At 39.1% G+C, this 13998-nt stretch carries 14 protein-coding genes; 4 read left to right on the plus strand and 10 right to left on the minus strand.

Features of this window, described 5'->3' with window-relative positions; genetic code table 11:
* Nucleotides 1–10 precede the first annotated feature (10 nt).
* The 4 genes from WDY75_RS29200 to WDY75_RS29220 form a co-directional block, all read right to left on the minus strand.
* A complete protein-coding gene (locus WDY75_RS29200) occupies nt 11–919 on the minus strand; it encodes an ABC transporter ATP-binding protein (RefSeq protein WP_063478333.1) in 909 nt (302 codons plus the stop codon).
* 930 nt (nt 920–1849) lie between these two features.
* Complete coding sequence (locus WDY75_RS29210; RefSeq protein WP_074961820.1) at nt 1850–2305, minus strand: HNH endonuclease; 456 nt, start codon at nt 2303–2305, stop codon at nt 1850–1852.
* 916 nt (nt 2306–3221) lie between these two features.
* Nucleotides 3222–3488 (minus strand): DUF6809 family protein, encoded by a 267-nt coding sequence (locus WDY75_RS29215; RefSeq protein WP_063478331.1) that lies wholly within the window; start codon nt 3486–3488, stop codon nt 3222–3224.
* A gap of 1198 nt (nt 3489–4686) precedes the next feature.
* The gene (locus WDY75_RS29220) at nt 4687–5139 is read right to left on the minus strand and encodes a MarR family winged helix-turn-helix transcriptional regulator (protein WP_063478330.1); all 453 of its coding nucleotides are present in this window, start codon (nt 5137–5139) and stop codon (nt 4687–4689) included.
* 127 nt (nt 5140–5266) lie between these two features.
* Between WDY75_RS29220 and WDY75_RS29225 the strand changes: the two genes are divergently transcribed.
* From WDY75_RS29225 to WDY75_RS29235, 3 genes are read left to right on the plus strand one after another with little or no spacing between them, the layout of a single operon-like run.
* Nucleotides 5267–5707: a GNAT family N-acetyltransferase gene (locus WDY75_RS29225; RefSeq protein WP_063478329.1), complete on the plus strand. Its 441-nt coding sequence runs from the start codon at nt 5267–5269 to the stop codon at nt 5705–5707.
* A complete protein-coding gene (locus tag WDY75_RS29230) occupies nt 5707–6336 on the plus strand; it encodes a YitT family protein (protein ID WP_063478328.1) in 630 nt (209 codons plus the stop codon). Before WDY75_RS29225 ends, WDY75_RS29230 begins: the two co-directional genes overlap by 1 nt.
* Before the next feature lie 60 nt (nt 6337–6396).
* Nucleotides 6397–6951 carry a DJ-1/PfpI family protein gene (locus tag WDY75_RS29235; RefSeq protein ID WP_063478327.1) on the plus strand — a complete coding sequence of 185 codons (555 nt, stop codon included), beginning with the start codon at nt 6397–6399 and terminating at the stop codon, nt 6949–6951.
* 189 nt (nt 6952–7140) lie between these two features.
* Here WDY75_RS29235 and WDY75_RS29240 read toward each other — a convergent pair whose 3' ends face one another.
* The 4 genes from WDY75_RS29240 to WDY75_RS29255 form a co-directional block, all read right to left on the minus strand.
* Entirely contained in the window at nt 7141–7611 is a 471-nt protein-coding gene (locus tag WDY75_RS29240; RefSeq protein WP_063478326.1) for a GNAT family N-acetyltransferase, read from the minus strand.
* Nucleotides 7612–7855: 244 nt separating this feature from the next.
* Nucleotides 7856–8065 carry a hypothetical protein gene (locus WDY75_RS29245; protein WP_063478325.1) on the minus strand — a complete coding sequence of 70 codons (210 nt, stop codon included), beginning with the start codon at nt 8063–8065 and terminating at the stop codon, nt 7856–7858.
* 133 nt (nt 8066–8198) lie between these two features.
* Nucleotides 8199–8705: an NUDIX domain-containing protein gene (locus WDY75_RS29250; protein ID WP_063478324.1), complete on the minus strand. Its 507-nt coding sequence runs from the start codon at nt 8703–8705 to the stop codon at nt 8199–8201.
* 196 nt (nt 8706–8901) lie between these two features.
* On the minus strand, nt 8902–9306 hold the full coding sequence (locus WDY75_RS29255) for an HIT domain-containing protein (RefSeq protein ID WP_063478323.1): 405 nt from the start codon (nt 9304–9306) through the stop codon (nt 8902–8904).
* Nucleotides 9307–10207: 901 nt separating this feature from the next.
* On the opposite strand from WDY75_RS29255, the gene WDY75_RS29260 reads away from it, so the two are divergent.
* Nucleotides 10208–10435: a hypothetical protein gene (locus WDY75_RS29260; RefSeq protein WP_063478322.1), complete on the plus strand. Its 228-nt coding sequence runs from the start codon at nt 10208–10210 to the stop codon at nt 10433–10435.
* Between the two features lie 818 nt (nt 10436–11253).
* Here the strand turns inward: WDY75_RS29260 and WDY75_RS29265 are convergent.
* The gene (locus tag WDY75_RS29265; protein ID WP_082834279.1) at nt 11254–13029 is read right to left on the minus strand and encodes a hypothetical protein; all 1776 of its coding nucleotides are present in this window, start codon (nt 13027–13029) and stop codon (nt 11254–11256) included.
* A gap of 12 nt (nt 13030–13041) precedes the next feature.
* Nucleotides 13042–13809: a hypothetical protein gene (locus WDY75_RS29270; protein ID WP_063478320.1), complete on the minus strand. Its 768-nt coding sequence runs from the start codon at nt 13807–13809 to the stop codon at nt 13042–13044.
* Nucleotides 13810–13998 lie beyond the last annotated feature (189 nt).

The raw sequence follows: 13998 nt of genomic DNA on the forward strand, positions 1-13998 counted from the left end.
CTAAAAATGTTTATTCTCGTATAATCGTTGATTTATGTGCACCTGTGAGACTTAGGAATGTATCTTCTAAGCTGGCGGATTGTATATCAATATCTGAAATCCCCCATTCAGACTGCATCAGTGTAAATAACAATACATCGGTCTCTTGAGCATACAGACGAATTCGCTCTCCGTTGCATTCTGCCTTTTCTACACCAGGTAATGTGAGCCATTCCTGCTCAGCTGGCGCGTTCGCCGCTCGGAATGAAACTGTTCTAAGTGCTGTTTGAGCCTTTAAACGTTCTGGAGTCCCTTCAGCAACGACCTGTCCTCTAGCGATTACTGCGATGTGATCTGCGACAGCATCAGCTTCCTCTAAATGATGTGTAGTCAAGAGCACAGTACGTCCGTCACTTGCCAGCGCTTGGATGGTGTCCCAAAAGCGGCCACGAGCCTCGATATCCATTCCGACGGTTGGTTCATCAAGCAGGAGAAGCTCTGGATTTCCCGCCAAACTCTGGGCGAAAGCTAATCTACGGCGTTGTCCTCCAGACAGGGAGGATGCGCGCCGTTTCTGATCCGCGTGCAGACCCGAAATGTCTAACAATCGTTCTAGCGACATCGGATTACGATAATAACTGCGGAACAATTGAAGCACTTCTTTGACCGTAAGTCCATCTGCTGCTTTAACATCCTGCAAAAGCGCTCCAACGCGTTGCCGTAATTCTTTTGTTCCAGACGGCATCCCCAAGACCCTGACTTCTCCTGATGTTGGCTTGATCATTCCGAGTATTATGGAAATGGTTGTTGTCTTGCCTGCACCATTCGGTCCGAGCAATGCCGTTATTTGACCTTTCTCAAATGATAGATTCATATGATCAACGGCACAGTAGTCGCCAAATTTTTTTACTAGATTTATACACTCAATCGCCTTTGTCATTTTGTACTAACCTCCGCTAATTTCTTCTTCGTTACTTGATGTCCTCATTATATTGAAAAAGCGCGAGATTCAATTAGTGTGGGTTGTCACAAGCCGGTTATGACAAATGTCAGAAAAAAAGAGAGCAAAAAAAGAAGGACCTCTTGGCCCTTCTTCAACATAACGTGCATTTGACACTCTTTGAGTGAAATGCCTTGTTTTGCAAGCTTATATTATCTTTCCCTCTGTGAATATAAATTTATATACGAAGACTCTGGAGACCCTCATTATTCAATCGCTTCTATTTCTGACGATTTCTCGATGTTTGAGCATCTAATGAACAGGATGATTGAGATGGAACGGAAAGTGACCAAATTCGGCAACAGCCTTCGGTATAACCATGACTGATGTTTTGAAGCAAATTGGACTGGATCAAGGCGACACAGTCAGTATTGAGGTTAGTCCAGCCACAGGAGAAATCATTATTAAGAAGTCAACAAAGGTCTCCCTACCTGAAGGAATAAGTGCGGACTTCATGGATACTTTGACGATGTCATTGAAGAATACGATCAAACGCTTCGAGGACTTAAGGACAGATGACATCCATCCGCTATTTATCCGTCCAACATGATACAACGATATAGCTCGGGGAACATATTGGAGTTAAAGAACCTGAATTGCTCGAATCGACTGTCCATCGACCTCAATCTTCTGCCTTTGGCGAAGATGCTTATCCTACTATTTTCGAAATAGCCGCAGCTTTGTTCGAATCCCTTGGTCAAAACAGCACTGGTTGTACTCCTACGCTTTAATGGCCTGCACTTCAAGATGGATGCAAGAAAGCCGAAAATTTTACAGTGGATATGGTTAACCATCAATGCGATCGTCAACAAACGGCTGCGATCATTGAAGCTCACTGCACCACGATTCCCAAATCATAAATCTAAGCCTTTACTCAAGTGTCCCTTTTTTCATTTGACGATGTCTGTATTTAGCTAGAAAGATACGCCAGCAAAGCTTCATAAGATTTGGAACAGAGTGTGCGTTTTCTTTGAGATAGGACAATGCAGAACGGTTTCCTCGTTTCGTATTGCATTCGCTGCATGAAGCGATCAGGTTTTGCGGAAGATCCGAGCCGCCTTTGCTTGAGGGGATAATATGGTCCACTGTCGTAGCGTGTCGTCCGCACCACAAACAAGTGTGATGATCTCGTTTCAGTGCAGCTTTTCGATAGTCCCGAAATAAGAACGGATTATAAAGCAATTGGATCGTCTGCTCATCAATCCAGACAGCTCGCGATCGCTCAACTTCCCGCCAAGCCCGATGGGGTAAACATGGTGTTAGTTGTTGACCATCCATATTGAGTACCGTTATCAATGGTTCCTCTCCATCATGACTATGATTCATCGATTTCACTCCATCTGTACGACATATTCTAACCTATAGTATTAATATAAAACAAAAACACCATCCTCATGCGGATGGTGTTCATTATGATGGAACCGAGGGGAGTCGAACGTTAAAAGAGAAAACTGTAACTAATAAATTGAAATTGGTGATGATTACCTCCGCTTGTAACCGGATATCGCTCTTTATAGGTTTTTTCAGAAGATAATGGCTCAAAGCACTATCCGGATCTACATAATGTAGTTTTACAATTGCTTTGCCAAAAAAGCTTCCTTGTTCTCCTGTTCATCCTCACTCTTCACATGGTTTGAAATCGCGCGCCAATAATCCAGAATCTGACGCCCTTCAGCGTTTTGGGTACTACTACTCCTAACTTGAATACGTCCACTATCGTATGTACGAATACTTCCATTGTTGAAACACACCCGAATCTTTGGACCGAAATCTAGCACCCGTCTTACATTATAAAATAAGGATACTCATCGTAAAAAACAGCCATATCCTCCGTTATGTCCTGAACGGTCGGCGTCAGTATCTGTATATCATTGAGTTGATAAGGATAAGCCTTGGAAGAACCTTTATATATAATCCTTACTCTTGGAGGATCCATTTCATATGTGCATACATCCTGTGTCTTGTCATCACCTTTAACGATGATCATAAATCTCTCTTGGTCCATAGCAGCCTCTTTTGTATGTATAGTCGATGTTATACAGAGATTTCTATAAATTGGGGGAATATCCCTGCCGCGTGAAGGAAATTTAGAGCGAAGATACCTTATGGGCAGCTGTATGCGTGTGAAATTCGTTTTTTGTGATATCCGAAGTAGGAGCTGATAGTCAATATTTTACGATATAAAAAAAGACACGTGGTTCGTGTCTATACGGCAGTTCTATGAGTGTTCTTACTGATCACACTATTCAGAGTACACCTCGATGATCATCGTCGCTCCCAGTCTGAAACCATCAGTAAAAGAAGCAGCCATTTCCAGCCCTTGGACTTGTCGACATAAATCAAATAGATCTTCAAGCTCATGAAAATCATCATCGGAAAGCTTCTTCTTCCAGACTTCCATAGACTCGGATAATTGTCGGCTCAATTGCCGATACTGAGGATCGGTGGAAACAGCCTTCTCTACAGGATTCAACTGTCCGTAATATAGGGATTCCAGAAAGCTTGGCATGGGATTCTCCTTCCTTTGTGCGTTAAGACTTTTAAATGATAAAGTTAGCGTACCATAATGTTAATGCAATATGTGGTACGCTTATGCGTGTAACGGCATGTCTTGCATAAGAGAAATTCAAAAAATTTTTCATGAATATAAGCACAGATTTCAGAAAATCTCCCTGAGAGATTCCTATAAAATTAAAAAGAGCACCTTATCGTTTCAACCAAAAGTTTGCCATTAATTAAACCATTAATTTGCCGTAAGTACCTATTTTAATGACCCGATTTCTGTGTTCACGCATAGTCATTCAAGCAAACATTTGCCGATAGTGTATTTTTCTATCAAACATTTGCCGAAAAAAAGCCAACGTAAATTATTACTACGTTGGCTTTTATCTATTCGTCATTATGGTCTCCCAAATTTTTCAAGTAACTTTAGACGGGCTTCGCGAACCTCAAGGATCAAACTACACCGAAGCCAGTGAATTGATCCTTATACCAAGAGGAGCCAGGACAATTCAGGACATGTTGGCCGGTGCGAGAACAAATGTGTATGCTCTTGCACAAGCCGATCAACAGCTTCAATTAGAATAGGGTACAAGAAGTCGTGAATCGCCGGCATAAGACGGCGATTCTTTGTTTCTACCCCTAAATGGCCAGATTCCTCTGGAAAACGGATCAGACCTTCGGTCCGGCCATCTGGTCTGATCCCTTAATTCTCTGTGGTCTGAGAAAATAAAGTATTGGACCGAACAGTGTTGGTATCCTATGGGTTTTCAATTCGAAACTCGATAGACTTAGGAAAGGAACCGTGTCAGACAAGGACGGGAAAATAAAGTCCCAGACTGCCACAGTTTTTTTTGTTGAACAAATGTATTCCGTTAATTCCTTAACGAGTACAATATGGATTGATCCATAGGAGTTGCTATTTTCAACTTAGCAAAACGTCACAATTCAATGTACTTAAATGTGAAAAAAAATTATCCTGCCCATTAACATAATGAAGCTGCCGATCAGCGCCGGCACTTCGTCTTGGTCGTTTATTCAACTAACGTTTCCCGTTAGCTCAATGAACTTTTTTTACAATATTAAATTCTATGAGTTCCCCATAAAACCGCAGTTTTATTTTTATTGTGATTCAACTTTTTGTGGGGTTGCGCACCTATCGTTTGTCCGGTGAGCGTTTCCCGTTAGTCGAACAACAATTTCTAATATCAGTACTCTCTTTTATTTCCCTTCTTTACGAATTCCCACTCAATCTCAATATTTTTTCTAACTCTATGCAGAAGATGAAACAATGTTTCGGATTCTTCTTCAGAAAGTCCCGCTAACGCAACCGAGTTAGAATAATCCCCTTCTCTCTTTAGAAAGGGGTACACTTGCTTACCCTTTTCAGTTGAAAATAGCCTTTTAATTTTTTTGTTTGTTTCATCGTCTTTCTTTTCAACAAACCCAGAGATTTCGAGTTTTTGTATCGCACGTGCTGCAGTTGTTCGGTCCACCTTTATCATTTCCGCTAGCTTTTCTTGAATAATTCCCGGGTTCTCACATATACGAACCAGATATAAGTACTGCCCTTTTGTAAGATCTAATTCCTTGAACTCAATATTGCTTATGGAGTCCAAAGCTCTAGCGATCATTCCAACTTCGCGAAGTATTTCCCTCATTCGAACACCTACCAATAGATTTTTTGTTGCATTTACAACAATATTATTTTATTATATATCTGTTATTAATGCTAAATTCATTATGGCGGTTTTTTTAAAAAAAATAAATCCAGAGAGGAATAAAAACGTGAATACAACAAGAATCACACGACCTGAGGAATTAGAAAATGCATTCTTAATTAGAAAGAAAGTATTTGTTGATGAACAGGGCGTACCACTTAAAGATGAATTTGATGAATTTGATGCGCTGAATGGACAATGTGAACATATACTCGCCTATTACAATGGGCAACCAATTGGTACAGGAAGGATTCGCATTCTTGATGGAGTAGGTAAATTAGAACGTATCTGTATTTTAGAACCATACCGGAAATTGGGGATTGGGAAAAAAATCATTTCCGCATTAGAAGAAATCGCTGTTGAAAAAGGAAATCATCAAGTTAAATTGCACGGGCAATCTCAGGCAGAGGGGTTTTATAGAAAACTGGGCTATCAGGCTTCATCAGCTGAATTTATTGAGGATGGTATCCCTCATATTGTAATGATTAAAGATATTCTTTCACAATAATGAAGAAGTTTGGAGTAACGACATTTTCCCTTTTCAGCTGTGGGATATTCATATTAGCTCTTGGAGTTTCACTAACAATACTCTCCCAACTTGGAGCTTCACCTTTTGATGCACTTTTAGTCGGTCTATCCAAAAATGTAGGTCTTACAGTGGGAAGTTGGGAAGTGCTAATCGCAATACTATTGATTGGATGTAATTCATGTTTATCCAGACATCGACCGGAAATATTAGGTATGGTAACTGCATTGATAACAGGTCTCGGTATCGACTTATGGATTTTTTTATTAAAGGATCTGATCGAGCCTAAGCTGTGGATCAGTAAACTATCTTTTTTGGGTTTAGGTTTAATATTAATTGGGTTAGGTACTTCTATTTATTTGCACGCGAATTTCGCGCCAATTCCAGTGGACAGACTAACATTAGTCTTACAAACGATTACTGGGCTCAATATACTATTTACGCGCACAATCATATATCTGTTTTTCTTGATAGCCGCAATTATTTTCAATGGGCCAATTGGTATTGGAACTCTACTAACCGTATGTCTGGGCGGTTTAACTCTTAATTACTTTATGCCACTTACACAGAAAACCTTGAACCTATTGATAAAAACAAGTGGACACACATAAGTGCCTGTTTTTGATAAAAGGCATCCACAATAATAATATTTATGGAAGGATTATTATGAAATGAAAACAAAAATAACAGGTGTGATTTTATACCCTTTGTTTAGTGAATATGAATTAACCGTTGCCCTATCCATTCTTAAGCAGGGAGATCACCCGATAAAGACAATAGGGATTACTTCAGAACCAATAATAGGTGAATCGGATCTAACTTGCATTTCTGATACAACGATCTATGATGTCGATATCAATACGCTAGATAGTCTATTACTTCCAGGATGTATGGATATTTCAACGCTGTATGATAATGAAGATCTGATAGACTTTATAAATAGATGTTCCCTATATAATAAGGATCTTGTAATTGCAGCAATCTCAAGTTCTCCATATCTATTAGCAAAAGCAGGATTGTTAGAAGATCGTAAATACACAATTGGCATGTATGAAGAACATAGAAAGGAAACAGGTTTTTTTAAAGAAGAGAATTATTGTAATGATCTTGTAGTCCAAGATGGGAATATACTGACTGCAAGAGGGAGAGGGTTTATTGAATTCGGCGAGAGATTTGGACAATTATTGAAGTTGGATTTCGATTCCAATTGGTATCATGGAGTATGATTTGAAAAAAAATTCAATGATGACAGTTACTAAAATAACATCATGATGTTGGTCAGTAAGTTTAGATTACAACTTATCGACCTTTCAGATAAACTGCCTGTGCTTAATAAAAACAAGGAGCAGCTGCCGTAGCAAACTGCTCCTCGCTCTGTTCAACTATCGTTTCCCGTTAGTTCAAAACCAAATACGCTATAAAAATGACATATATACGCCCTTACCTTGTATTAACTTAAATCCGAGTTGCTTGTACAAAGTACGAGCGGGTGCATTATCATCATCTGTTTCTAGCTGTAATCGTGTGGCTTTGTTTGATATAGCTAATTTAATTGCATGCTCCATTAACTTCCTACCTATGCCTTTATTTCTATGCTTTGCTGATGAGTATAAAGCCTCTATCCTTAATACTGGGTAGCCTTTACTTATTGAAAAGCTCCATGAAAGGATGATGAACCCAATATACTCATGATCTTTCTTGGCCAAATAACAATAAGCTGAGCTGCCATTAGTAAAACGATATAATATTTGTTCACATTGTTCTAGCTGCTTTGGTGATGGATTTAATTCGTCCACTGGATTGGAAGAAGAATTTAAGTAGCCAGCAATCAAACCTTTAACTTTAGGAATGTGAGATTCATCAAGAGGTATGATAGTTATTTCCAATAAAGACCCTCCCATAAAAATAAATAAAATCTATATAATAATTCAATAATTTATATAAGTATCCTACCGGTTAGCTTAATAATATGAGCAGGCTGCTGCAGCCTGCTCAACATTAAGTTTTATTCAACTAACGTTTCCCGTTAGCTTAACGGGCTACCGATCATCCCCACCACTTTCCCCACACTTTATCCGTTGCTCAAATTCAATTATTTTATCTTCACAGCGTTTTGTAGCAGCATGATGATTAGTTTTTATTCTGTCTTGCTTTAGCCACTCTCGGTAATTGTTTCTCAAAAATGGATAATACATTTGAGTTCAAATGTTCGCTCGGACTTTTGTTGTCTTTTAAAAGTGCATATATAAGGTTCAAGAAAGTCTTTGCATCTTTCTCTGTTAAACTTTTGATTGATTCCATGGTGCTATCATTTAGAAAATTTTCTTCCTTCGTCTCCATAATTATTCCTCCAACATTAAATATCATTTATTCTTCCGTTACAAAATATTAATGCGTTGCTTCCAAGCTACCTCCCTTGATTAAAACGTTTCCAGTGGTTGGAAAGTTGTTTTAATGTTTCCCGTTAATTTAATCACCTATTGTTAGCTGCTCTTCGTAGTCCTTCTTCATAGAAAGCTTTATTTGCTTCGACCCAAGCAATTTTTAATGCCTCTTCTGGTTTGAACAGCCCTCTTCCGTTTGTTTCATAAGTATTTTGAAAATCATCAAGCCTTATGATTCTTGCAGAATAAAAGACCATATAGCTCTCTGGATATGGATACTTATAATTCTCTGGCTTGTTATATAGTCTTATCAATTCATATCCGAGAACGTGAGGAGATTCAATCAAAGCACCCGTTTCTTCATAAAGCTCCCTTTTCATTGCCTCAATTGGCGTTTCCCCAGGTTCAATATGCCCTCCAGGTATATCCCATCCTCTTTCATTCAAATTAGTTAATAGCAATGCGTCTTCTTGAAATGCAAGTACAAACGAGCACGTTATTAATTCTTGACGAGGAATAACTTCAGACAATACTAATTGTGTTATGTTAGGCAAAGGGAGCCCTCTAACGTTTTTTTCTTCTCTGATAATTTTCATTTCAAAATTTTACCTCTTCAATACATTGGAATTTAAAGCAATACTTTAGAGTCACAAAATTTCTATAAAACTGCCCGTTAGTTTAATTAAGGCAGCTGATCAAACTGACTGGCTGCTTTCTTGTCTTTATTCAACTAACTTCTCCAGTTAGCGCAATAAGGCTGTCGATGATCCGACAACAGCCAAGAGTTACATGCTATCTTAACACCATTAACAAATCATCAAATTTCCCTCGCCATTCTCGGTGAGTCGTCCATTTAACATCTTGATTGTCACCATGTCTCCTAGGAACAATATGGAAATGGGTGTGAAACACATCTTGTTGTGCCTCGGGTCCTGAACTGTTAATTATCTGGACATTTTTGATTCCTAACTTTGTGTTATATAACATAGTTATCTTTTTAACAACTGACATCACTTTTATCAATTCATCTTCAGGTGTGTCAAAAATGTCCTCATAATGCCTTTTTGGAATAATTAAAGTATGATATTCATTTACGGGATTTATATCGAGAAAAGCATAAACCGACTCATTTTCACAAACCTTCCAATAATTGGCTTCACCTTTTTTTACGATTTTGCAGAATATACAGTCTTCCATTAACACTCTCTCCTCCTTACCCCATTAACAGAACATTTACCAGGTGGGTCATTTTTTTAGAGGTTGTCATCTCCTCGGCGACCTCGTTGTACAGAAGTATTCAACAAAATTATTACGCTATCCTGCCCGTTAGCTTAATAAGGTGCAATCGCGCCAGACATTAGATAACCATCTAATCGGCCAAGTAATCCAAGTTCTTGTCAATTTCGGCTTAGAACAAAAAGACCGCAACTTTGGTATTCTCCCCTCATGGTAGACAATGAAAAAGAGACATCTGTTAAGATGGACTTGCATGTTGTCTGCTGAAGGGGGATTTTTTTCATGGGGAAAACAGGGCGTACACACAAGAGTTATTCTAAGGAAGTTAAAAGGCGGCCGTGCGGCTGGCTATTGAAGAGAATGTGTCCTATCGAGAGGTGGCCAGGCGACTGGGGTTCGGAATAAGACACAAGTTGAGGTATGGGTGAAATGGCATCAAGAAGGTAGAGCTTTAGAACAAGAAGCCTTTCACAAAGGGCGGTCGAAGACTAAGTTTCAGCCTTGAAGAAGAAGTGGCTTATTTAAAGGCGGAGATCGCATACCTAAAAAAGCGGTATCCAAATCTACACGGGAAGTGACGAGCAAAGCCATTCGTTGCGAGATCATCGAGGAATTGAGACAGGAATATCCGCTGAAATGGCTTCTGCAGCTAGCGGACGTTTCGCGGGCCGGTTATTACAAATGGCGCCAGAGGGCTTCCGAGATGGATGCGCGCAAACAGCAAGAACGATTGTTAGAAGAGCATATTATGGCGCTCCACCGCCTACACCCCTAACAAGCGGAGCTATCTCACATTAAAAGCCAAAAAGAACAGGCTGATAACAAAAAGCGCCGCTATCTCGATTTATACGAGTTGGGGAACATGGATAAGACTCTATTCTCTGGACGTGTGCAGGAACTACAGACTGAATTGAACAAACTCCATTCGGAGAAGTTCCGAATAGAGCTTGAACTAACCGATGGCAATACATCTCCTGTATCCTTCGAGCAGGTGCGTGAGTTGATTCATGGATTCAATCTGCTACTTACTGCCGCGCCATTCGAACAGCGAAAAACGTTGATGCCCTTTTCATCAAACGAATTACGATGAATACAAGCAAGAAGATCGAGACAATTGATCTGAGCTTTGACGAAATACGGATTCCTACCTCTCATCTTCCGTGGTAACGGCGGCGGAATCATTTCAGCATAAACAAGCAAGGAAGCGGGAGAAAATCGAAATCGCCGTCTAAGCTATTGAAAGCGATTGTATTCATTTCAATTCAACGGTCTGTCTGCTCGTCAATGGACATAGGTCAAGCTTACCTGAACAACCAGTAGGGTGAGCTTTCCTTTTATGGGCACAACGTATAGAAAGCAACACGACACTCACACTCCTCATATGAATATGTGCTTGTTAAATTACATCAGCTTAAATCTGTATTAGCGTCGTTGGGCATGGATGTATATTACGGGTATACAGCTTTACGATACGGGGTGAACATGATGAAAGTGATAAGACCTGTGACTGCGATCGAAGCTATGGAGTTGAAAAAAGCTCTCCAATGGTAGCACAGGGGCTATACTCAATATGAGCCTGGAAGAGATCAAGCTGCGTGAGGACGTTCGGAACAGGCCATCACAGCTGCCATTCTGGAGTTCGTCCCAGAGGATCAGCATGATGCTGTGATCATGCGATGTGACGCTGAATACTACCGATCCATTGGCCTGGGTGAAGCGTATGCGCAGGTGGAAGCGCTGGAAGACATGGTTAAGTGATATGAAAAAGGAAGACAGGAGAACACTGTGATGTTCGTTCTCCTTTAACTTATTCCGGAGTATAACTCGCTTAATACCTTCTGAATTTGGTAAACATTATCGGAATAACACATTGACTGTATATTCAATATCTTGTATATAAATTGATAACTATCCCGAGATATACTCTTCTGCTGCGTTTCTTAAAATTCTTGATCGAACAGGACCAATAAGATATACAGACTGTAATTGTTCAAGCGTGGTGAATAATATGTCCTTAACTTTTTTATACCGTCCATCAACTTTAACTGATCGCAAGACAATTTGGGGAATAGCCAGCTTGTCAATATCATCATCTAATAAGCTGGGTAGTATGCTATCCTTTGAATAAGGAACCATACAATAAGGACATCCCGCATGTTGGGGATTCTCTCTCTCCCTTCCACAATTAGTACAAGGAGGTAGAGAATCATTATGAACTTGAACTAGTTCTTCAAAAGTTTGATCTGTTGAATAAAATTCTCGATAGTCATCTTTCGAGATTAATTTTATAGCATCCGCAGGTTGCCTTGCAAAAGGCTTTGCAAATGCCTTATCTGTTGCAATTATTCCAAGATTAATTGCATACCTTTGTGCGGTTTTTCTATCCCTAATCTTCACTAATCCCATTTTCGTTATTAATCCTGAATAACACAATAATTGCATTGCTCTATGAATTCGAAAGTGGCATTCCTTCTCTAACGTAAAAAACACTGTCTGCTTACGGAAGTTCGGAGCTTTTCCTTCATTTTTCCTTTGAATTTCCCCTACAACATAGTGTCTTAAGACATCATATCCTAGATCAACTATATTGGAGAGCTTGGGTAATCGTTTAGAAAGCTCTTTATGATAAATCACTAGTTCATTTTCAACATATTCAGCAGTAGCCAAAATAGCATTTCTTGTCGAAAACTCCTTATCACGTTCTAATTTAGACATTATGTGCAAGAACGCCCTGGGGTTTCCATTTGACAGGTAGATCGCTAAATCTAAGACCTCACCTTTACTAAAAAAAGTTTTCGCTAAGGGTGATTTTCCTAAACGTTTTTGTAATAATTGTCGGAAGAACGATTTTAATCCCTCTCTGCTTGTAGCCGTGTACATGTCATAGCGTTCCAAGGGGATTGGAATGGCATCTTGACCGTATTCAAAGTTTCCGCCATAGCTTGTAACACCAGGATAAACAGCTACCTTAATACTAACAACATCCCCATGTAGCAATTTCACCATTTCAAAGAATATCTTTTGTTGCTCAGGTATAAATGTATGAGCTGCTTCATCAAATAAGAATACAATACGCTTTAATTTTATTTTATTACAGACCTCACGTATTGTCTCTGTAATTAATTCCACATTATTAAAAGTACCAGCAAAATCCGTACCAATTTCGGATTCGATTATTCTACGCTCTTCATTATCCTTAGTAAGTGCCAGCTTTTGTAGTTTAATTATTTTCTGATCAAGTGATTTCCCATATGTATTAATATCATTTACATTAAGTAATCTATTATACGGATCAAGCGTACTTTCTCCTTCAATTAAACCTAGCTCAAGCAATTTATTTGTGAATTCCTGCAAAATTTTTGCCATAACCCAAATTTTAAATGAGTAGTACTCACTACTGAATCGATCATTCTCCAATAAAATAGAAGTTTTAAAATTAACATAGACTCCTACCACTTTTTCTACTGGAAAACTCTCATCTAACGATAATTCCGCCAATCTTAGCAGCATTGATTTTCCCACGCCCCGACTACCTTCTAAGAGATGACAACCAGGGCCACACAATAGCTTAAGAATACTCTGCTCATTATTACTTACGCATCCATATTCAATTATTTCTTCTGAAGTCAGATCTTCAGTCCGGGCTTGCTGCAAAGCTGTACTTGGATCTTGTGTCAATTGCAACCTTATGACCTCCTACTCCTCACGATATGCATTTCTAAAAAATGGATACATTTTGCTGATATCGGGAAACAGGTCACTAAAACGATATGATACTAGATTCATGATGCAAGTAAACACATCTTCAAATGATCGTATAAACTCTAATGATCTGTCTTTGTTAAACTGTAGAATTGCTCCTTCATTTAAAGTTGTCATAAAGCCATATTTCCCGTGTACAAATTGCGAAAGATATCTATACTGATTCCGTATCTTACTTTCACTAGGAGGAGAATGAACTCCCAGCGCGTGGGCATAGCTTTCTGATAAAATCTCCTTAATCAAACTGAACTGAAAATCCCATTTGTCATTTTTCCATTGGGCAAATTCAATCAAATGATCGTAGAAATAAACAGCAGCGACTGTTAGTTCAAGTGAAGAACGCAAGGATTGATATGCTAAGCGATATTGTCCATTCAAGCAAGATGATATTGATTGAAATAAATCAACAAAAATCTCTTCGAACAATGGAGCAATTTCACTGTTATTGTCTCTTGTTTCCAATAAAACTTTCCCAATAAAATAACAACAACGAGCTTTTTTCTCTAAACTATCAAATTCTATATCAAGTTCTTTGAGTGAAGACTTGGAATTTTTTTGAAACACCTTCATTGCATTGTTTAAAACTTCACTCATGAAAATCACCTCTGCTACTTTTTTAAATCCAGATTCTAACATAACATAAATTACAAAACGATAGAAGATCAGGAGGACAGTATATTTAATCCCTTTTTTCGCCGTCACTTATGGCACTGTTTCCCCGATTAATCTAACCGCCTCCTGCTCCAGCAGAGCACATGCATCAGTTGGTCTGCGGCCGAATGAGAACTTCATGTCGGTTTTCGGCGCCGAGCAAGGCTGAGGGCGATTCCCAAATTAATTATCATGAGAATTACTCGATGGGAAGCGCGCAGCAGCGTCGATGGAGAACCT

This window comes from Paenibacillus glucanolyticus, from assembly GCF_037333485.1.
Taxonomy (GTDB): Bacteria; Bacillota; Bacilli; order Paenibacillales; family Paenibacillaceae; genus Paenibacillus_AQ; species Paenibacillus_AQ glucanolyticus.

Coding starts and splice junctions, on each gene's coding strand:
- WDY75_RS29200 (WP_063478333.1), bottom strand. CDS start 919: ATGACAAAGGCGATTGAGTGTATAAATCTAGTAAAAAAATTTGGCGAC.
- WDY75_RS29210 (WP_074961820.1), bottom strand. CDS start 2,305: ATGAATCATAGTCATGATGGAGAGGAACCATTGATAACGGTACTCAAT.
- WDY75_RS29215 (WP_063478331.1), bottom strand. CDS start 3,488: ATGCCAAGCTTTCTGGAATCCCTATATTACGGACAGTTGAATCCTGTA.
- WDY75_RS29220 (WP_063478330.1), bottom strand. CDS start 5,139: ATGAGGGAAATACTTCGCGAAGTTGGAATGATCGCTAGAGCTTTGGAC.
- WDY75_RS29230 (WP_063478328.1), top strand. CDS start 5,707: ATGAAGAAGTTTGGAGTAACGACATTTTCCCTTTTCAGCTGTGGGATA.
- WDY75_RS29235 (WP_063478327.1), top strand. CDS start 6,397: ATGAAAACAAAAATAACAGGTGTGATTTTATACCCTTTGTTTAGTGAA.
- WDY75_RS29245 (WP_063478325.1), bottom strand. CDS start 8,065: ATGGAGACGAAGGAAGAAAATTTTCTAAATGATAGCACCATGGAATCA.
- WDY75_RS29250 (WP_063478324.1), bottom strand. CDS start 8,705: ATGAAAATTATCAGAGAAGAAAAAAACGTTAGAGGGCTCCCTTTGCCT.
- WDY75_RS29255 (WP_063478323.1), bottom strand. CDS start 9,306: ATGGAAGACTGTATATTCTGCAAAATCGTAAAAAAAGGTGAAGCCAAT.
- WDY75_RS29260 (WP_063478322.1), top strand. CDS start 10,208: ATGGATAAGACTCTATTCTCTGGACGTGTGCAGGAACTACAGACTGAA.